Here is a 20011-nt window from a genome sequence, read left to right as displayed (position 1 = left end):
CTTGATCAATTTTATAGTTTTGTGTACAATTCATCTGAAGTCCTCCTTGGCATGATGGTAGGTATTGTTTGACACCCCTGCATCATACCAAGAGGGCTTTTTTTGATCAAGTCCCCGGAAAAGCTCCTAACGGGAATGCTCTTTTGTCGCATAATGGTGCAACGCAAGCAATTCCCGCTTGCAGCCTGTCATGTGTTCAAAAAGGGGAATGACAGCTTCCCTTATTTCATTGATGTCGACCGGCAAGCCGGACCGCCAAGATTGAAACCATGTCTTGTATTGGCGGACGGTCTCTAAATATAAAGAGAGCGGCCGTTGATCCTCCGCCGCGGCCGAATCCCCCGGCGAAAATGGTTCGCCGTTTGCGAGAAACGGCTCAATCTCCACTTCCTCTACAAGAAATTTTTCAAGCACTTGCAACAACGGTGTTGTCATAATAGTGTTTTTTGTCATAATCGGCCGTTTCGTTTTGCCGATTACATCTTCAGCAAGCACACAGCCTTCGCGAAGCTGGGAGCGCTTCACGCGAACCATCCATGTAGCCCCCCGTCTTTTTGTTTTTATCGTAGCACGATTTATATAGATGCAATTTAAAGCTTTAACATTTTTCGTTTTGACCGGTCATTTCATCCAACGGTCCGTCACGCCTTAGCGTGACGGAGGCAAGCCTACGGCTTGCCTTCGACAGTCAAAAATGGATGAGCCACTTTTCCTTCAAGGATATGTTAAACGATTTCGTTGCATCTATTATAGGCTGCAATAACAGCACTTTCGCAATCGGAAAGCCCAATAAGCGCGTTTCGCTTTCCGATTCGCCGTAAAAACAGACGCACGCATTTTCAAACGAAAGGACGCCCCGCACCTGCAGGCGGAACGCCATTCAATTAAGCGGGATGCCCTTCTTCCTCTCTCTCTCTTCTTTTTCTTCCTCTGGCACTTTGGCAACTGTCGCTACACACTCATGTTCGTCTTCGTCCGAGAGGCGAATGAGCTTGACGCCTTGGGCAATTCTCCCTGTCCTGGAAATATCGCTGACAGCAATGCGGATCAGCACGCCGCCTGTCGTAATGACCATTAAATCTTCATTGCCGACGACTGTTGTCACTGCAACAACAGGACCGTTCCGTTCCGTGACATTGCATGTTTTCAACCCTTTTCCGCCCCGGCTTTGCACGCGATACTCCGAAGCTGGGGTGCGTTTGCCGAACCCTTTTTTCGTCACAACAAGAACATCATGATGGTCTTCCAAGATTTCCATGCCAACGACTTCATCGCCGTCATCGAGTGAGATGGCCTTGACTCCCGTCGCACTGCGGCCCATTGTCCGCACATCCGTTTCTGGAAAACGGATGAGCATTCCTCTTTTCGTGCCGATAATCAAATGTTTTTTACCGTCCGTCAACTTGACGGAAATCAGCTCATCCCCCTCGCGCAAGTGAATGGCGATGAGCCCATTGTTGCGGATGTGGGCGAAAGCTGAGAGCGGAGAGCGCTTGGCGATCCCTTGCTTTGTCGCAAACACGAGATAAAGCTCATTATCAAACTCATTTTCAATGGGAATCATGGCGTTGATCCATTCATCCTTGTCGAGCTCAAGCAAGTTGATGATCGGCAACCCTTTGGCGGTGCGTCCGAATTCCGGAATTTCATAGCCTTTCGCCTGGTATACTTTACCTTTATTTGTAAAAAACAGCACGTTGTCATGAGTAGAAGTGACGAGCAAATGTTCGACAAAATCATCCTCGGCTGTATGCATGCCTTGCACGCCCCGGCCGCCGCGTTTCTGGCTTCGATACGTCGATAACGGCAGGCGCTTAATATATCCTTTATGAGTGAGCGTAATGACGACATGTTCGTGCGGGATTAAGTCTTCGTCGTCAAACTGTTCGACAGCCCCCGCAATGATCTCTGTGCGCCGCTCGTCGTTAAACCGCTCTTTGATTTCGGCCAGCTCATCGCGAATGATCTGCAATACTTTCTCTTCGTCAGCCAACACTGCTTTCAACTCAGCGATGAGGCGGAGAAGCTCTTGATACTCCTGTTCAATTTTTTCCCGCTCGAGGCCGGTCAGCCGTTGCAGGCGCATATCTAGGATCGCCTGCGCCTGCCGTTCGCTGAGCGAAAACCGCTCCATCAACCCTTCGCGCGCTATTTCTGTCGTTCGCGAACGACGGATGAGATCGATCACTTCATCCAAATGGTCAAGGGCAATGCGCAAGCCTTCAAGAATATGGGCGCGCGCTTCAGCCTTTTTCAGCTCAAAGGCAGTTCGCCGGCGGATGACCGTTTTCTGGTGGTTCAAATAGTGCTCCAAACATTCTTTTAAGTTCAACACTTTCGGCTCGCCATCCACCAAGGCGAGCATGTTGATTCCAAAACTCGTCTGCAAGGCGGTATGTTTGTATAAGTTGTTTAACACGACCTTCGCATTCGCATCGCGCCGCACTTCAATAACGATGCGCATTCCGCTCCGGTCCGATTCATCGCGCAAATCGGTGATGCCGTCGATTTTTCTCTCGCGCACCAATTCGGCGATCCGTTCAATCAGCTTTGCTTTGTTCACTTGATAGGGGAGTTCGCTTACAATAATCGTTTCCTTGCCATTGGCATGCTGCTCAATTTCAGCCTTGGCGCGCAACGTAATGGATCCCCGTCCCGTTTCGTACGCCTTGCGGATGCCGCTGCGGCCGATGATTTGCCCGGCCGTCGGGAAATCCGGACCAGGAATGTATTCCATCAAGTCGGCAACGGTCATCTCCGGGTTTCGGCTTAACGCCAACAGCGCATCGATGACCTCGCCAAGCTGATGCGGAGGGATGTTCGTCGCCATCCCAACGGCAATGCCTGACGAACCATTGACAAGCAAGTTTGGAAACCGTGACGGCAGCACAACCGGTTCTTTTTCTGAACCGTCGTAGTTATCTTGGTAATCGATCGTGTCTTTATTGATGTCGCGCAACAGCTCCATGGCGATTTTCGACATGCGGGCTTCCGTGTAACGCATGGCCGCTGCTGCATCGCCGTCGATCGACCCGAAGTTGCCGTGCCCGTCAACGAGCATGTACCGGTAGTTGAAGTCTTGCGCCATGCGCACCATCGTATCATACACGGCGGCGTCGCCGTGCGGGTGGTATTTCCCGATCACTTCGCCGACGATGCGGGCTGACTTTTTATACGGTTTATCAGCGGTCATGCCGAGGTCATGCATGGCATATAAAATGCGGCGGTGCACCGGTTTCAGCCCATCGCGCACATCCGGCAAGGCGCGGGAAACGATGACACTCATGGCGTAGTCAAGGAACGACGAGCGCATTTCCTGGCTGATATTGACTTCGCGAATGCGCGATTGTTCATGTTCTGCCATTCATATAAACCTCCCTTTTGAGCCTTCTTCGGCCCGGTCTGCCTTTACAGGGAGCAGACATAGGCGGACGGCGGGCGCCGCTTCGTTTGCGCCCCGGTTGGCCCCGTCGGCAAAAAGAAGCGAGGAGGGCGGCCCCATCCCTCTCTTTTCATCCTAAATGTCCAAGTTTTTCACATAACGGGCGTTTTCTTCGATAAATTGGCGGCGTGGCTCGACTTTGTCGCCCATTAAAATTTCAAACGTTTCATCTGCGTCAATGGCATCTTGCAAACTGACTTGAAGCAATGTTCGCTTTTCCGGGTTCATCGTCGTCTCCCAAAGTTGCTCTGGGTTCATCTCGCCCAACCCTTTGTAGCGTTGGATTGTCGGCTTCGGTTGTTCCGGCAGCTCAGCAAGAATTTTTTCGAGCTGGCGGTCGTTGTAAGCGTAGCGCACTTGTTTTCCTTGTTCGATTTTATAAAGGGGCGGTTGGGCGATGTACACATAGCCGTGCTCGATAAATTGACGCATGTAGCGATAAAAGAATGTCAAAAGAAGCGTGCGGATATGAGCGCCGTCGACGTCCGCATCGGTCATAATGATGACTTTATGATAACGCGCCTTTGAGATGTCGAACTCTTCACCAATGCCGGTGCCAAGAGCGGTGATGATCGCCCGCACTTCGTTGTTGGACAAGATTTTGTCGATTCTTGCCTTCTCAACGTTGAGAATTTTCCCACGCAACGGCAAAATTGCCTGGAAATGGCGGTCGCGCCCTTGTTTCGCTGAACCGCCCGCCGAATCCCCCTCCACGATATACAGCTCGCTGATCGACGGATCTCTTGACGAGCAGTCGGCAAGTTTGCCCGGCAAATTGGAGACTTCAAGCGCGCTTTTGCGCCGCGTCAGTTCGCGCGCCTTTTTGGCCGCTAGGCGGGCGCGGGCGGCCATCATCCCTTTTTCGACAATTTTTCGGGCAATGGTCGGGTGTTCGAGCAAAAACGTTTCAAATTGTTCAGAAAAGACAGCGTCCGTCACCGTGCGCGCATCGCTGTTGCCGAGCTTTGTTTTCGTCTGCCCCTCAAATTGCGGGGAGGGGTGTTTGATTGACACAATGGCCGTCAGCCCTTCCCGCACATCTTCCCCCGTCAAATTGGCATCATTGTCCTTGAAAATTTGCTGTTTGCGGGCGTAGTCATTGATGATGCGCGTCAACGCCATTTTAAAGCCGGATTCATGCGTGCCGCCTTCGTGCGTATGGATATTATTCACGAATGAATAAATGTTGCTCGTATAGCCGTCGTTGTACTGCAAGGCGATTTCGACAGCGATGCCGTCGCGCTCGCCGGCAATGTAAATCGGCTCTTCGTGCAACACTTCCCGCGTCCGATTCAAATGGCGGACGTAAGAGCGGATGCCGCCTTCATAAAAGTATTCACTTTTCCGGTTGTCAACCCGTTCATCCGTCAAGGTGATTTTCAAGCCGCGGTTCAAAAAGGCGAGCTCGCGCAGCCGGGCGGCCAACGTTTCGTAATCAAACTCGGTCGTTTCTGTAAAAATTTCCGGATCCGGCTTAAAGCGGGTCGTCGTCCCGGTTCGGTCCGTCTCGCCGATGACTTGCAGATCGGTGCACGGATTGCCCCGCTCGTATTTTTGATAATGGATTTTCCCATCTCGGTATACGTAAACTTCCAGCCATTCCGACAAGGCGTTGACGACCGAGGCGCCGACGCCGTGCAAGCCGCCGGATACTTTATAACCGCCGCCGCCGAACTTCCCGCCGGCGTGCAGAACGGTCATGATGACCTCAACAGCCGGCCGTCCGGTTGCCTCATGCACATCGACTGGAATGCCGCGCCCGTTGTCAGCGACCGTGATGCTGTTATCCTTTCCGATCGTCACATGAATTTCCGTGCAATAGCCGGCTAATGCTTCGTCAATGCTGTTGTCGACGATTTCCCAAACGAGGTGGTGCAGCCCTTTAGGCCCCGTCGAGCCGATGTACATCCCCGGGCGCTTTCGAACTGCTTCAAGGCCTTCGAGCACTTGGATTTGGCTCGCGTCGTACGCTCGCTCAACCCGTTGTTCCATTGTCATGCCAGATCACCTACGCTTTCTTTGCAAACGTTCAACGTTTTGCGGTCAAGAAGGAGCAGCTACCGAACCGGAGTGGACTCGATAAATAGCCGCTTCTTGAATGATATCGTGCTTAATGCCGTCAATGCTCGTTGTGGTCACGAAAGTTTGCACTTTTTTTCGGATCGCATCTAAGAGGTGGGTTTGCCGAAAGTCATCAAGTTCGGACAGCACATCATCGAGCAACAAAATGGGGTAATCACCTAACTCGGAAAAGATGAGCTCAATTTCCGCCAGTTTCACCGCCAGCGCGGTTGTGCGCTGTTGCCCTTGGGAACCGAACGTTTGGACGTTTTTTCCGTTGACGATAAACGCGATGTCATCGCGATGCGGGCCGGCAAGCGTCGTTCCCCGCTCGATTTCCCGTTTTCGCAAGGAAGCGAACGTTTCGCAGTATGCTTCTACTATTCTCGACAATTCTGCCTTTTCTGATACGTCGACCGACGGTTCATACCGAATGCCGAGTTGTTCAGCTCCGCGGCTGATTTCACGGTGGATCGGCATCGCCCACTGCTCAAGCAGCGATAAAAACTGGCGGCGCCGCAACGTAATCTTCGCCGCCAGCACGGCGAGCTGTTCGGTTAATACGTCAAGCACCGCCTCGCCGCCCCTCTCGCGCGTCTGCATCATCTTCAAGCAGTGGTTGCGCTGCTGCAACAGTTTTTGGTATTGCCCCAAATCATGTATATAAACGGGGGATACTTGTCCGATTTCCATATCGATAAACCGCCGCCGCACTTGCGGACTTCCTTTGACCAGATTCAAGTCTTCCGGAGCGAACATGACGACATTTAACTGCCCGACATATTGGCTGAGCCGTCGCTGCTCAATATGGTTGCATCTCGCTTTTTTCCCTTTTTTTGAGATAAGCAGTTCAAGGGCAAGAGAACCGCTTCGTTTTTCCGCTCTTCCTTCTATTTTAGCATACTCTTCATTCCAACGGATAAGGTCTTTATCGTTCGATGTGCGGTGCGATTTCGCCATGGCCAATACATAAATGGCCTCCATCATATTTGTCTTCCCTTGGGCATTTTCCCCGAGAATGACGTTGACGCCTTGGCTGAAATTCACCATTTCATGTTCGTAGTTGCGGTAGTTCGTTAACACTAAGTCGGTTAAAAACACCCGATCTTCACCTACTCTGCCCGTACAACGACAAACGTGCCGATTTGCTCCACATCCACCCGGTCGCCGTCTTTTAACTTCCGCCCGCGCCGGGTCTCTCTTTCGCCATTGACGAGCACGTTGTATTCCTGCAAAAACCATTTCGCAGCGCCGCCTGTATCAATTAACTGCACAAGCTTCAACAGCTGTCCTAACGTGATCGTTTCCGTTTTAATCGTCACCGTTTGTTCCATCCGTTCATCGCTCGCTTTCCTCTAAGTCGCCTATTCCTTTATTTTATCGAAAACATCGCCCGCCCGCAAAGAAAGCCGATGAAGAGAATGGGACGCAATTGTCCCCATCCTCTCCATCGGAGGCATTGCGAAAAGGACGGCGTCCATGACTAGATCGCCTTTTATGCGTTTCCGACATACATCAATATGTTCTTACCGGCAAAATGAGCTGCAGCATCGAGTCGGTGTAAAGCGGACGCAGCACGAACGGGCGCATTGCCCCGGTGAAACTGATTTGAATATCGGTGCCATCAAGGGCCCGGAGTGCATCCATCATATATTTTGCGCTGAACGAGATGTTTAACTCTTCCCCTTCAAGTGATTCGGTCTGCAACTGTTCCGTCACTTTCCCGATTTCTGGAGAAACCGAGGAAATTTCCAACAGCCCTCCCGGGAGCGTCGTCAGTTTCACGACATTGTTTCTCCCTTCCCTTGCAAGCAGTGATGCCCGGTCAATCGCTTGCAAAAACTCTTTCGCATTGACGGTCATCGTTGTTTTGCTTTCTGTCGGAATCAGGCGGGCTGTTTCCGGATAGTTTCCGTCAAGCAGCCGGGAAAAGAAAAGAAGATGTTCCGCTTTAAACAACACTTGGTTGGCCGTTATGACAATATCAACCGGAGCGCTGCCGTCGTCCAAAATTTTGCTCAGCTCGTTTAGACTTTTCCCCGGAATGACGACGTTGTACGACACAGCATGTCCTGCTTCAATTTTTACCTTTCGCATCGCCAAACGATGGCTGTCTGTCGCCGTGCAGACGAGTTCGTTATTCTCCACTTTCCAGTTGACACCTGTCAAGATGGGGCGCGTTTCCGATGTTGAAACAGCAAAAACAGTTTGTCGGATGATTGTCTTCAATAGATCAGCCGGAATTTGAAAGACGTTTTCTTCCTCAATTTGCGGCAACCGCGGATATTCGTCGGCATTTAAGCCATTGAGACGGAATTCCGAGTGGCCTGAGCGGATGACAGTCAAAAAGTTGTCTTCCGTCTCGATCTCGACAGTTTGCTGCGGCAGCTTTTTGACAATTTCAGCAAAAAAGCGAGCTTGCAGCACGATGCTTCCCGGCCTTTTGACATCAACGAGCAGCCGACCTTCTTTTTCAAGCGGAATGAACGACTCGATCGAAATATCGGAGTCGCTGCCTGTCAATGTCACCCCAAGGGCCGTCGCTGTCAGTTTAATCCCTGTCAAAATCGGAATCGTCGTTCTCGTCGATACAGCTTTCATCACATCTTGGACACTTCTTGTCAGCGCTTCACGGTCAATCGAGATGTTCACTTGCTGTTCCTCCTCGTTTTAATGGTGATCGGAAATAAATTATAAAAATATAAAAAATAAAAACCGTAGTACTAGTAGTATGGCTTGTTGGTATGTGGATAACCAAGAAAAGCGAAGCAAGCACAGCTTGCCCACATGTGGATAAGCTGTGCGTAAGACGGCGGCGGTTATTCACAGTTGCTTCAGCTTTTCTTGGATTTCTTTCACATGTTTCTGCAGCTGCGTGTCGGTTTGCAAAAGCTTTGATATTTTTTCATGGGCGTGGATGACCGTCGTATGATCGCGGCCGCCAAATTCGTCGCCGATTTTCGGCAGCGAACAGTCGGTCAGTTCGCGGGAGAGATACATGGCGATTTGCCGGGGGAACGCGACCGATTTTGTCCGTTTTTTTGCCTTAAAGTCTTCAAGCTTAATATTGAAATGCTGTCCAACAACGCGCTGAATGTCTTGGATCGTGATCACTTTGGGCTTCGCGCTCGGAATGATATCCTTCAATGCTTCCGCTGCCAGGTCAGCCGTGATTTCTTTATTGATAAGCGATGAGTAGGCGACGACGCGGATGAGGGCACCTTCGAGCTCACGGATGTTCGAATCGATTTGATTGGCGATATAAAGCATCACTTCGTTCGGAATGTCAAACCCTTCCGCTTTCGCTTTTTTTCGGAGGATGGCGATCCGCGTTTCCAAATCAGGCGGCGTGATGTCGGTGATCAGCCCCCATTCAAAGCGCGAACGCAAGCGGTCTTCAAGCGTCGGGATTTCTTTAGGCGGCCGGTCGCTTGAAATGACGATTTGCTTGCTTTCCTCGTGCAGCGTGTTAAACGTATGGAAAAATTCCTCCTGCGTTTGTTCTTTTCCAGCCAAGAACTGAATATCATCGATTAGCAGAACGTCAACGTTTCGATACTTGTTGCGAAAATCGTCCGGGCGGTTGTCGCGAATGGCGTTAATAAACTCGTTTGTAAACTTTTCTGAAGATAAATAGACAACTTTCGCGGACGGGTTATGTTCAATGACGTAATGGCCGATCGCGTGCATCAAATGCGTTTTTCCAAGTCCGACTCCGCCGTAAATGAAAAGCGGGTTGTACGCCTTGGCCGGGGCTTCGGCGACCGCGAGTGATGCAGCATGGGCGAACCGGTTGCCGGAGCCGATGACAAACGTGTCGAATGTATATTTCGGATTTAACATGCTTTGCGGGAAATCATTCGCTTCCTCGTACTGCTTCCGCTGTTTTTTGGCCGGTTGAAACTCGAGTTCTTCGTCAGCCTGGTTTGGCGGAATGATAAATTTGACGGCCAGCTCTTCGCCGGTAATGGCGTAGATCGTTTCCCCAATTAAATGGGAATAGCGGGAATCAAGCCAGTCTCTAGCAAACTCGTTCGGGGCTACGATGACGAGCGTGTCACCACGCAAAGAGTGGGCTTTCGTTGACTTGAGCCAAGTCTCAAAGCTCGGCTTGCTGATTTTCCGTTCAATTTCCTGAAGCACGCGATCCCATAAATCATGGATATTTTCCACCCGTTGCCCCTCCCTTTTAATTCAGAGGATAATCATTTGTTTAAAAAAATAAGTTTGTGGAAAAGATATATTAAGGAAAAAAGACGGCTTTTCGACAAAACCCACCAACTGTGGACAACATTATAAACAAGATGTGAAAAAACATATCCACAACCTATCCACAAGTGTGGATATGTTTTTTTATCCACACAGTTATCCATTGTCGACCATAGTGAAAACACAATAATAATAGCAAATAAAACGGCTTGTTGCAACGGAATTTTTTGATTATCCACAAAACGGACAGGTTGTGAAAAAAACGTTATCCACACCGTTGCGTATGTGAAAAAATGTCGATAAATGTTGTGGATTGTGGTTGAGGACAGAAAAATTTATCCACATCAAGGCCGCCTCAAGAAAAGAGAAAGGGGCGGTTGACATTTGCTGAGATTGTTCAATATAATGAGAAAGACTGCCCGTAACAGTTATTCCTTCAGGGAGGTGTCATAGATGAAACGGACGTATCAACCAAATAGACGGAAGCGCAGCAAAGTGCACGGGTTCCGCGCGCGCATGAGCACGAAAAATGGGAGAAAAGTATTGGCGCGCCGCCGTCGCAAAGGAAGAAAAGTATTGTCTGCATAACAGGCCACTGAAGCTTCAGTGGTCTTTTTTCTCAATGTTTTGGCGGCGGGAAACTAGGCAAATGGAGTGTTTTAGGGGCATGAAAAAAAAATATCGCATCAAAAAAAACGAGGAATTTCAAGAGGTGTTTCAGCAGGGCGTCTCGGTGGCGAACCGCCAGTTTGTCGTCTACACGCTTGACCGTCCTGAGCAGCCTTATTTTCGCATTGGGCTGTCAGTCAGCAAAAAGCTTGGCAAAGCGGTTGTCAGAAACCGGATCAAACGATACATCCGCCAATGCTTTCTTGAATTGAAAGAAGAGGTCGCCCCTGGCAAGGACTATGTCATTATTGCCAGGCAGCCTGCGGCGGAAATGGGCTACGCGGAAGTGAAAAAAAGTTTGATCCATGTGCTGCGGAAAGCCGGGGGGCTGAAAAAGGAGGCTGAACACCAGATTTAGCCTGAAAAAACGCTCTCACAAGGGCGGAAAAAGATGATAAAATACATACAGTGAACTTGTACATGTGGGAGGAAAAAGAAGGTGAAAAGGCGAATACTATTCATTGCTTTGATCGGTGCATTGGCTGCCATGCTGGCCGGATGCACGGAAATCAATCAGCCGATCACTCCGGAAAGCAAAGGATTTTGGAATGAGTATATCGTTTATCCGCTCTCCTGGCTGATCAAATATGTGGCCGGGCTGCTCGGCGGAAGTTTTGGGTTGTCGATTATTGTCGTCACTATTTTAATCCGTTTGTTGATTTTGCCGCTGATGATCCAACAGACGCGCAATGCCAAAGCGATGCAAGCGCTTCAGCCGGAAATAGAGGCGTTGCGTAAAAAGTACAGTTCGAAAGACGCTCAGACACAGCAAAAGCTCCAGCAGGAAATGATGCTCTTGTTCCAAAAGCACGGGGTCAATCCGATGGCCGGCTGTTTGCCGATTTTAATCCAAATGCCGATTTTAATCGGTTTTTACCACGCGATTATGCGGACAAGGGAAATTGCCCAACATAATTTTTTATGGTTTGACCTTGGCGAAAAGGATCCGTACTTTATTTTGCCGGTCATTGCCGGGGTGACGACGTTTATCCAGCAAAAGATCATGATGGCCGGCTCCGCTCAGCAAAATCCACAAATGGCGATGATGCTTTGGATGATGCCGATTATGATCGTCATTTTCGCGATCAACTTCCCAGCTGCTTTGTCGCTTTACTGGGTCGTCGGAAATATTTTCTCCATTGTGCAAACGTATCTCATTAAAGGGCCGGAGATTGCCGCCCATTCAGGAGGAGCGAAAAAGTGAAAGAAGTGACCGCGACTGCCCGGACAGTCGAAGAGGCGGTGCAGTTGGCGCTCGCGCAGCTTGGCGTGCCTCGAGAGCGTGCGGTTATTGTTGTGCTCGATGAAGGGAAAAGAGGTTGGTTTGGCTTGTTTGGCGGCCGGCCGGCGGTTGTCAAAGCGGTGTTGAAAATGGATCCGGTTGAGGAGACGGTGCGCTTCTTGCAGCAAGTCATTGCGCATATGGGAGCGGAAGAGGCAGACGTCGAAGCTGTCCGTTGCGGCAAGCAAGTGACGCTCCACATCCATGGGGGGCCGGTCGGTTTGTTGATCGGCAAACACGGCCAAACTTTAAATGCTCTCCAGTTTTTGGCGCAGCTTGTCGCCAATCGCCATGCGGAGGAATATGTGTCGATTGCGGTTGACGTGGAGCATTATCGTGAACGAAGGGAAAAGGCGCTTGTGGAACTGGCGCACAAACTGGCAGCTCAGGCGGTCAGGACAGGCAAAGAAGTGAGGCTGGAGCCGTTGCCCGCCCATGAACGCAAAATCATCCATGCTGCGTTGGCCGGCCATAAGCATGTCTCTACCTATTCGGTTGGAGTTGACCCGCACCGCCTTATTGTTGTTTCCCCGATAACAAGCAAAAAATCGCCAACGAAAAGGACGCCCCTCTAACGAATGTGGAGGAGGCCTCTTTTTTTGCCCTCTTTCGCTTGTGTACTTGCGGCTGCGCGAAAATAGGCCAGCAATATATTTTTCCACAGCGGTTCTGAGCGTGCCATATTGTTATTCACATGTGGATAAGTTAAAATTGAACTAAACAACTATGCACAGGGAGCATGCGGCTGAGAAAGGCTGTGGATATAGAAGAAACGGAGAAAAGCGAGGTGAAAAGCGGTGACACAATTGGATACGATTGCCGCCATTTCAACGCCGATGGGCGAGGGGGCGATCGCCATCGTCCGGCTGAGCGGAGATGAGGCGGTGGAGATCACTGACCGGCTGTTTCGGAGCCCGAGCGGGAAGCGGCTGAAAGACGTCCCGTCGCATACGATCCATTACGGGCATATTGTCGACCCGAAAAGCGGCCGGGTCGTCGAAGAAGTGATGGTGTCGGTCATGCGGGCGCCGAAAACATTTACACGCGAGGACGTGGTGGAAATTAACTGCCATGGCGGATTTGTTTCCGTCAACCGCGTTTTGCAGTTAGTGCTCGCCAACGGAGCGCGGCTTGCCGAGCCGGGCGAGTTTACGAAGCGGGCGTTTTTAAACGGGCGCATTGACTTGTCCCAAGCGGAGGCGGTCATTGACTTGATTCGGGCGAAAACGGACCGGGCCATGAATGTCGCCTTGCAGCAAATGGAGGGGCGTCTTTCCAAGCTCATCCGCGAGCTGCGGCAGACGATTTTGGAGACGCTGGCGCATGTTGAAGTGAACATCGATTATCCCGAATACGATGATGTCGAGGAGATGACGCCGCGGCTGCTAAAGGAGAAGGCGCAATATGTGCGCCGGCAAATTGAAAAGCTTTTGTCGACCGCCAATCAGGGGAAAATTTTGCGCGAAGGGTTGGCCACGGTCATTATCGGACGGCCGAACGTCGGCAAGTCTTCGCTGTTAAATGCGCTCGCCCATGAAAATCGGGCGATCGTCACCGATATCCCGGGGACGACGCGCGATGTCATTGAGGAGTATGTCAACGTCCGCGGCGTGCCGCTCCGCTTGATTGATACGGCCGGTATCCGGGAAACGGAAGATGTTGTCGAACGAATCGGCGTCGAGCGCTCCCGGCAAATGTTGAAGCGGGCCGATTTAATTTTGCTCGTTTTAAACTACCACGAACCGCTGACAGAAGAAGATGAACGGCTGTTTGCGATGACGGAAGGGATGGATGTCATCGTCATTGTGAATAAGACCGATTTGCCCAAGAAGATTGACATGGAGCGCGTGAACGAGCTGGCGGCCGGCCGTCCGGTTGTGGCGACGTCGTTGTTGCGCGAACAAGGAATTGATGAATTGGAACAGGCGATTGCTGACTTATTTTTCGGCGGCGAACTGGAAGCCGGCGATTTAACATACGTCTCCAACTCCCGCCATATCGCCTTGCTCGAGCAGGCGAAACAGGCGATTGACGATGCCTTGGCCGGCATTGACGCCGGCATGCCGGTCGATCTTGTGCAAATCGATTTGCGCCGGGCGTGGGAGCTGCTTGGCGAAATCGTGGGTGATACAGTGCACGAAAGTTTGATTGATCAGCTGTTTGCTCAATTTTGTTTAGGAAAATAAGCAAGGAGGAAACAAGCATGGATTACCAAGGAGGATCGTATGACGTCATCGTCGTCGGCGCCGGCCATGCTGGCTGTGAAGCGGCATTGGCAGCTGCGCGCATCGGGGCGAAAACGCTCGTCATCACCCTTAACCTTGATATGATTGCGTTCATGCCGTGCAACCCGTCGATCGGCGGCCCAGCGAAAGGGATCGTCGTGCGTGAAATCGACGCTCTCGGCGGGGAAATGGGAAGAAACATCGATAAAACATACATTCAAATCCGGATGCTCAACACCGGGAAAGGCCCGGCCGTGCGCGCGCTGAGGGCCCAGGCTGATAAAGTGCTGTACCAGCGGGAAATGAAGAAGACGCTTGAAAGGCAGGAAAACTTGACGCTGCTGCAGGGCAAAGTTGAGCGGCTCATCGTGGAAGACGGCGTCTGCAAAGGCGTCGTTACGCAAACGGGGGCTCATTATTACGCCAAGGCGGTCGTCATCACAACCGGGACGTTTTTGCGCGGGGAGATTATCATTGGCGACATTAAATATTCGAGCGGACCGAACAATCAGCAGCCGTCGATCAAGCTGTCCGAGCATTTAGAGGAGCTTGGGTTTAAGCTCGTCCGCTTTAAAACGGGCACGCCGCCGCGCGTCAACAGCCGGACGATCGATTACAGCAAAACGGAAATTCAGCCGGGCGACGAAGAGCCGCGGGCGTTTTCGTACGAGACGACAACATACATCACGGATCAGCTGCCGTGCTGGCTGACGTACACGACGGAGGAAACGCACCGAATCATCGATGAAAATTTGCATTTGTCGCCGATGTACTCCGGCATGATTAAAGGAACCGGACCGCGCTATTGCCCATCGATCGAAGATAAAGTCGTTCGGTTCCATGACAAGCCGCGCCATCAAATTTTCCTCGAGCCGGAGGGGCGGGAAACGGAAGAAGTGTACGTGCAAGGACTGTCAACGAGCCTGCCGGAACATATTCAGCGCAAGCTTCTTGAAACGATTCCGGGGCTTGAGAAAGCGCAGCTCATGCGGGCGGGATATGCGATCGAGTACGATGCGATCGTGCCGACCCAGCTCTGGCCGACGCTCGAGACGAAGCTTGTGAAAAACTTGTATACCGCAGGGCAAATCAACGGTACGTCCGGCTATGAAGAAGCGGCGGGCCAAGGCATTATGGCCGGCATTAACGCCGCCCACCGTGCGCTCGGCCGCGAGGAGATCATTTTAAGCCGTTCGGACGCCTATATTGGCGTCTTAATCGACGATTTGGTGACGAAAGGGACGAACGAGCCGTACCGCTTGCTCACCTCGCGCGCTGAATATCGGTTGTTGCTCCGCCACGACAACGCCGATTTGCGCCTGACCGAGCTCGGCTATCGGATCGGCCTCATTTCCGAAGAGCGGTATCAAAAATTTTTGGCGAAAAAAGAGGCGATCGAGCGGGAGAAAAAGCGGCTGCAAACGGTGATCATCAAACCGACGCCAAAAGTGCAGGAAGTCATCCGCGAAGCGGGCGGAAGCGAGCTGAAAGACGGCATCCGCGCCGCTGATTTGCTCCGGCGTCCGGAAATGACGTATGAACATATTCGAAAACTGGCGCCGGCGGACGAGGACATCGCTCCGGAAGTGGCCGAGCAAGTCGAAATTCAAATCAAGTACGAAGGCTACATCCAAAAATCGCTGCAGGAAGTCGAGCGGCTCAAAAAAATGGAAAACAAAAAAATCCCGGAAGATATCGATTACGACGCCATCCAAGGGCTGGCGACCGAGGCGCGGCAAAAACTGAAGCAAGTGCGGCCGCTCTCAATTGCCCAGGCATCGCGCATTTCCGGCGTCAATCCCGCCGATATTTCGATATTATTAGTGTATTTGGAACAAGGAAGAATCGCGCGCGTGTCGAATGAATAAATCATGAGGGAAGGGATTGGCATATGGAGGCGACACAATTTCAATCCATGCTTGAAGAGAGAGGGATTTCCCTTTCTTCCCGGGCGCTTGCGCAGTTTGAGCGCTATTATGAACTGCTTGTGGAATGGAATGAGAAAATGAATTTGACTGCCATTACGGACAAGCCCGGCGTCTATGTAAAGCATTTTTTTGATTCGGTTTCTCCGGCTTTCTATTACAATTTTTCCGCGCCTATATCGCTTTGCGATGTCGGCGCCGGGGCGGGGTTTCCGAGCATTCCGCTCAAAATTTGCTTTCCGCAGCTGCGCATCTCGATCGTCGATTCGCTGCAAAAGCGCATCCGCTTTTTGGAGCATCTCGCAGCAGAGCTGGAACTTGCGGATGTAGCGCTGTACCATGACCGCGCCGAGACGTTCGCCCGCCAAAAGGGGATGCGCGAATCGTTCGATGTCGTCACGGCTAGAGCGGTGGCGCGCATGCCGGTGCTTGCTGAACTTTGTCTTCCGCTTGTGAAGACAGGCGGTACATTCATTGCGATGAAAGCTGCCTCAGCGCCGGAAGAGCTGAAAGAGGGGGAGAAGGCAATTTCTGTGCTTGGCGGGGAGGTGGCGGCGGTGGAAACGTTCATGCTGCCGTTCGAAGAGGGCGAACGGACGATCATTTTCGTCCGCAAAACGAAAAAGACGCCGGCTCGATATCCGCGCAAGCCGGGAATACCGAGCAAACAACCGATTCAATAAAACCCCTTGCAGACGGCGCGGGGGTCCGTCCCTCCGCTTTGCGTCCTATGCCAAGGGAAACAAAAGACGGCCTAAAGCAGCGGCGTATGCCGGGCAAAACAGAGAATATCGGCCAAGTATGTCCAAAGGTGGTGTAGGGGGATGAAGCATACGTTTTCGCGCTTGTTCAGCTTTGGAGAAAAAGAGCAAGAAGAAATGGGAGAAGACAAAGACCGGGAAGAAGTGCGCCATATTCCCATTTCCAGCATTATTCCAAACCGTTTCCAACCGCGCGCTGTGTTCGATGAGGAGAAAATCGATGAATTGGCGTTGACGATCCGCACGCATGGCATTATTCAACCGATCGTTGTGCGTGAATGCGGAAACGGCCAATTTGAAATCATTGCCGGCGAGCGGAGATGGCGGGCGGTGCAAAAGCTTGGCTGGACGGAAATCCCCGCTATTGTGAAAAACTTAAACGACAAAGAAACCGCCTCCGTCGCCCTCATCGAAAACCTACAACGCGAGGAATTGACGCCGATCGAAGAGGCGATGGCGTACGCCAGGCTGATCGAGCTGCACGATTTGACGCAGGAGGCGCTCGCCCAGCGCCTTGGCAAGGGGCAATCAACGATCGCCAACAAGCTGCGTCTCCTAAAACTCCCTCAGGAAGTGCAAGAGGCGCTGTTGCAGCGGACGATCACTGAGCGCCACGCACGCGCGTTAATTGTGTTGAAAGATAAAGAGAAACAGCTGAAACTGTTGCAAGAAATCATCGACAAACAGCTCAACGTCAAGCAGACGGAAGACAGGGTCGTCAAGATGCTCGAGGCTGGCGAGCGAAAGCCGAAGCCGAAACGGAAGGCGTTCAGCCGCGATATGCGTATCGCCGTCAACACGATCCGCCAATCGCTCTCCATGGTGGAAAACAGCGGCGTATCCGTCCATTCCGAAGAAGAGGAATTTGACGATTACTATCAAATTACGATTCGCATCGCGAAAAAATAATCATCAAGTCGCCTTTTGCCTCATCAAGCGCAGCTGATGAGGTTTTTTTCTTTCAGAAAACAAAGTCATTTTCCTTTTTTCATGGTAAAATAGAATTTACGAGTAAGGAATAGAGGTAGGTGGCACCGTGGGCAAAGTCATTGCTATTGCAAATCAGAAAGGCGGAGTCGGAAAAACGACAACAGCTGTCAACCTGTCGGCCTGTTTGGCGCATCTCGGAAAAAAAGTGCTGCTCGTTGACGCCGATCCGCAAGGAAACGCGACAAGCGGCATCGGCATTGAAAAAGGCGATGTCGACGAATGCATTTATAATGTCATTATTGGCGATATGAAGGCGAAAGAGGTCATTCGGCCGACGAACATTGAAAACTTATATGTCATCCCGGCGACGATCCAACTTGCCGGTGCAGAAATTGAGCTTGTTTCGGTCATTTCCCGAGAAATCCGGCTCAAAAATGCGCTTGAGCCGCTGAAAGCCATGTACGACTTTATCATTATCGATTGCCCCCCTTCGCTAGGGCTGCTTACGCTGAATGCGCTGACGGCGGCCGATTCCGTCATGATTCCCGTCCAGTGCGAATATTATGCGCTTGAAGGGCTCAGCCAGCTGCTGAACACGATTCGGCTTGTGCAGCGCCACTTAAACTATAATTTGCGCCTCGAAGGCGTCTTGTTGACCATGCTCGATGCGCGGACGAATTTAGGGTTGCAAGTCATTCAGGAGGTCAAAAAGTATTTTCGCGAAATGGTGTACGAAACGATCATCCCGAGAAACGTGCGGCTGAGCGAAGCGCCAAGCCACGGCAAGCCGGTGATTTTGTACGATGTCAAATCGCGGGGGGCGGAAGTGTATTTAGAGTTGGCGAAGGAGGTGCTTGAGCGTGGCTAAAGGTCTTGGTAAAGGCATTAATGCGCTGTTTCACAACCTCGAACTCGACGGAAAAGAGGGAGTGGTGCAGGAGGTCAGCATTCATGTCCTTCATCCGAATCCATACCAGCCGCGGAAAACATTTCAGCCCGAAACGATCGAAGAGTTAAAACAGTCCATTTTGCAGCACGGCATTTTGCAGCCGCTCATCGTCCGCCAGTCGGTCAAAGGGTTTGAAATTGTCGTCGGCGAGCGGCGCTACCGGGCGGCAAAAGAGGCGAACCTGCAGTTTGTGCCGGTCGTCGTGCGCGAACTGACCGATGAACAAATGATGGAGTTTGCCCTTTTGGAAAACTTGCAGCGCGAAGATTTGAACCCGATTGAAGAAGCGATGGCTTATAAAATGTTGATGGACAAACTGCATCTGACCCAGGAGGAAGTCGCCAGCCGCGTCGGAAAGAGCCGCCCGCACGTCGCCAATCATGTGCGCCTCTTGTCGCTTCCTCCCGACGTGCAAAAACTGCTTGCCGATGGAACGCTGTCAATGGGCCATGGACGTGCGCTGCTCGGGCTGAAGCAAAAAAGCAAAATGAAGTTCGTGATCGAGAGGATTGTCCGCGACGGGCTGAACGTCCGCCAGCTCGAGAAACTGATCCGGCAAATCAACGAAAATGTTTCACGTGAAACATCGAAACGGAAACCGCCGGAAAAAAGCGTGTTTCTCCGTGAGAGCGAATCGCTGTTGCGCGAAAAATTCGGCACAAACGTCACGATCAAACAGACGAAGAAAAAGGGGAAAATTGAAATCGAGTTTTTTTCTCCGGAAGACTTGCAAAGAATATTGGAACTGCTTGATGTGCAGTTCGACGAGTAGAGCGGTCTGGCAATAAGGGCCGGTTTATTTTTGCTGGAGCTAGAGAGGGTTGAACATCATGGTATTGCTAGGAACGATTGTGAACGGGCTCAGCATTGTATTCGGGGCATTGATTGGAAAATGGTTTCACCGCATTCCCGAACGGGTATAAGAGACGGTGATGGGAGGAATCGGGCTGGCGGTGGTGCTCCTTGGCATCCAAATGGGAATGAAAAGCGAACAGTTTCTCATTGTCATCTTCAGCCTTGTTTTCGGCGGCATTCTCGGCGAATGGTGGAATTGGGAGGAAAAGCTGAACCGGCTCGGACGATGGCTGGAAAAGAAAGTCGGCGGCAGCGGAGAAAGCGGCAGTGCCAAAGGATTTGTGAGCGCGACGCTGTTGTTTGTCATCGGGGCGATGGCGATTGTTGGGGCGCTTGACAGCGGACTGCGCGGCGATCATAGCGTCTTGTATACGAAGGCGATTTTAGACGGCTTTGCGAGCGTCATTTTGACGACGACGCTCGGCATCGGCGTCATGTTCTCCGCCCTGCCCGTTGTCCTGTACGAAGGCGGCATCGCGCTGCTGGCCACGCAAATTGAACGGTTCGTGCCAAGGGAAGTGCTGGATTCATTCATCGCGGAATCAACGGCCACCGGCGGAATTTTAACTTCCCTCCGAAAGAAGTCTCCTACTTCTAAACGTGAAGGTGCGCCAGCACCAGTGAAAGTGGGAGATGAATTTCGGTTGGCGTTAGCCAACGAATAGGATAGAATATGGCTAGAACGGACACCTTCGGAACGAAG

17 protein-coding genes and 1 pseudogene are annotated in these 20011 nt (G+C 51.5%); 11 read left to right on the top strand and 7 right to left on the bottom strand.

Features of this window, described 5'->3' with window-relative positions; all coding sequences use genetic code 11:
* Nucleotides 1-126 precede the first annotated feature (126 nt).
* From IKE44_RS08005 to dnaA, 7 genes are all read right to left on the bottom strand, one after another.
* Nucleotides 127-534 (bottom strand): hypothetical protein, encoded by a 408-nt coding sequence (locus tag IKE44_RS08005; RefSeq protein WP_287465543.1) that lies wholly within the window; start codon nucleotides 532-534, stop codon nucleotides 127-129.
* A gap of 346 nt (nucleotides 535-880) precedes the next feature.
* Nucleotides 881-3364 (bottom strand): DNA gyrase subunit A, encoded by a 2484-nt coding sequence (gene gyrA / locus IKE44_RS08000; RefSeq protein WP_033014237.1) that lies wholly within the window; start codon nucleotides 3362-3364, stop codon nucleotides 881-883.
* A 153-nt stretch (nucleotides 3365-3517) separates the two neighbouring features.
* A complete protein-coding gene (gyrB, locus tag IKE44_RS07995) occupies nucleotides 3518-5440 on the bottom strand; it encodes a DNA topoisomerase (ATP-hydrolyzing) subunit B (RefSeq protein ID WP_033014238.1) in 1923 nt (640 codons plus the stop codon).
* Between the two features lie 45 nt (nucleotides 5441-5485).
* Complete coding sequence (gene recF / locus IKE44_RS07990; protein ID WP_033014239.1) at nucleotides 5486-6604, bottom strand: DNA replication/repair protein RecF; 1119 nt, start codon at nucleotides 6602-6604, stop codon at nucleotides 5486-5488.
* A gap of 11 nt (nucleotides 6605-6615) precedes the next feature.
* Nucleotides 6616-6837 carry a S4 domain-containing protein YaaA gene (yaaA, locus tag IKE44_RS07985; RefSeq protein WP_033011987.1) on the bottom strand — a complete coding sequence of 74 codons (222 nt, stop codon included), beginning with the start codon at nucleotides 6835-6837 and terminating at the stop codon, nucleotides 6616-6618.
* Between the two features lie 181 nt (nucleotides 6838-7018).
* Entirely contained in the window at nucleotides 7019-8155 is a 1137-nt protein-coding gene (gene dnaN / locus IKE44_RS07980) for a DNA polymerase III subunit beta (protein WP_049624130.1), read from the bottom strand.
* A 171-nt stretch (nucleotides 8156-8326) separates the two neighbouring features.
* Complete coding sequence (gene dnaA, locus IKE44_RS07975) at nucleotides 8327-9676, bottom strand: chromosomal replication initiator protein DnaA (RefSeq protein ID WP_033014241.1); 1350 nt, start codon at nucleotides 9674-9676, stop codon at nucleotides 8327-8329.
* A gap of 489 nt (nucleotides 9677-10165) precedes the next feature.
* Here dnaA and rpmH point away from each other — a divergent pair, with 489 nt between their 5' ends.
* The 11 genes and pseudogenes from rpmH to IKE44_RS07920 form a co-directional block, all read left to right on the top strand.
* Nucleotides 10166-10300 carry a 50S ribosomal protein L34 gene (gene rpmH, locus IKE44_RS07970; protein ID WP_020961658.1) on the top strand — a complete coding sequence of 45 codons (135 nt, stop codon included), beginning with the start codon at nucleotides 10166-10168 and terminating at the stop codon, nucleotides 10298-10300.
* A gap of 79 nt (nucleotides 10301-10379) precedes the next feature.
* Nucleotides 10380-10739 carry a ribonuclease P protein component gene (gene rnpA / locus IKE44_RS07965; RefSeq protein WP_049624131.1) on the top strand — a complete coding sequence of 120 codons (360 nt, stop codon included), beginning with the start codon at nucleotides 10380-10382 and terminating at the stop codon, nucleotides 10737-10739.
* Nucleotides 10740-10820: 81 nt separating this feature from the next.
* The gene (gene spoIIIJ / locus IKE44_RS07960) at nucleotides 10821-11585 is read left to right on the top strand and encodes a YidC family membrane integrase SpoIIIJ (RefSeq protein ID WP_049624132.1); all 765 of its coding nucleotides are present in this window, start codon (nucleotides 10821-10823) and stop codon (nucleotides 11583-11585) included.
* Complete coding sequence (gene jag / locus IKE44_RS07955; protein ID WP_055358884.1) at nucleotides 11582-12238, top strand: RNA-binding cell elongation regulator Jag/EloR; 657 nt, start codon at nucleotides 11582-11584, stop codon at nucleotides 12236-12238. The genes spoIIIJ and jag overlap by 4 nt, the downstream gene beginning before the upstream one ends.
* A 222-nt stretch (nucleotides 12239-12460) precedes the next feature.
* Entirely contained in the window at nucleotides 12461-13849 is a 1389-nt protein-coding gene (gene mnmE, locus IKE44_RS07950; protein ID WP_033014247.1) for a tRNA uridine-5-carboxymethylaminomethyl(34) synthesis GTPase MnmE, read from the top strand.
* Between the two features lie 17 nt (nucleotides 13850-13866).
* Nucleotides 13867-15756, top strand: coding sequence for a tRNA uridine-5-carboxymethylaminomethyl(34) synthesis enzyme MnmG (mnmG, locus tag IKE44_RS07945; RefSeq protein ID WP_033010846.1), 1890 nt, complete (start codon nucleotides 13867-13869; stop codon nucleotides 15754-15756).
* Nucleotides 15757-15779: 23 nt separating this feature from the next.
* Nucleotides 15780-16496 (top strand): 16S rRNA (guanine(527)-N(7))-methyltransferase RsmG, encoded by a 717-nt coding sequence (gene rsmG, locus IKE44_RS07940; protein WP_033014249.1) that lies wholly within the window; start codon nucleotides 15780-15782, stop codon nucleotides 16494-16496.
* A gap of 141 nt (nucleotides 16497-16637) precedes the next feature.
* On the top strand, nucleotides 16638-17483 hold the full coding sequence (noc, locus tag IKE44_RS07935; protein ID WP_033014250.1) for a nucleoid occlusion protein: 846 nt from the start codon (nucleotides 16638-16640) through the stop codon (nucleotides 17481-17483).
* A 127-nt stretch (nucleotides 17484-17610) separates the two neighbouring features.
* On the top strand, nucleotides 17611-18372 hold the full coding sequence (locus IKE44_RS07930) for a ParA family protein (protein ID WP_033010849.1): 762 nt from the start codon (nucleotides 17611-17613) through the stop codon (nucleotides 18370-18372).
* Nucleotides 18365-19225 carry a ParB/RepB/Spo0J family partition protein gene (locus IKE44_RS07925; protein ID WP_033014251.1) on the top strand — a complete coding sequence of 287 codons (861 nt, stop codon included), beginning with the start codon at nucleotides 18365-18367 and terminating at the stop codon, nucleotides 19223-19225. Before IKE44_RS07930 ends, IKE44_RS07925 begins: the two co-directional genes overlap by 8 nt.
* 58 nt (nucleotides 19226-19283) lie before the next feature.
* Nucleotides 19284-19874 (top strand): annotated as a pseudogene (locus IKE44_RS07920) (DUF554 domain-containing protein); the annotation flags it as partial.
* Nucleotides 19875-20011 lie beyond the last annotated feature (137 nt).

The sequence above is a fragment of the Geobacillus sp. genome, from assembly GCF_017515625.1.
Classification (GTDB): Bacteria; Bacillota; Bacilli; order Bacillales; family Anoxybacillaceae; genus Geobacillus; species Geobacillus stearothermophilus.
The sequence above is the reverse complement of the archived record's forward strand: the minus strand, read 5'-3'. Positions and strand labels throughout refer to the sequence as shown.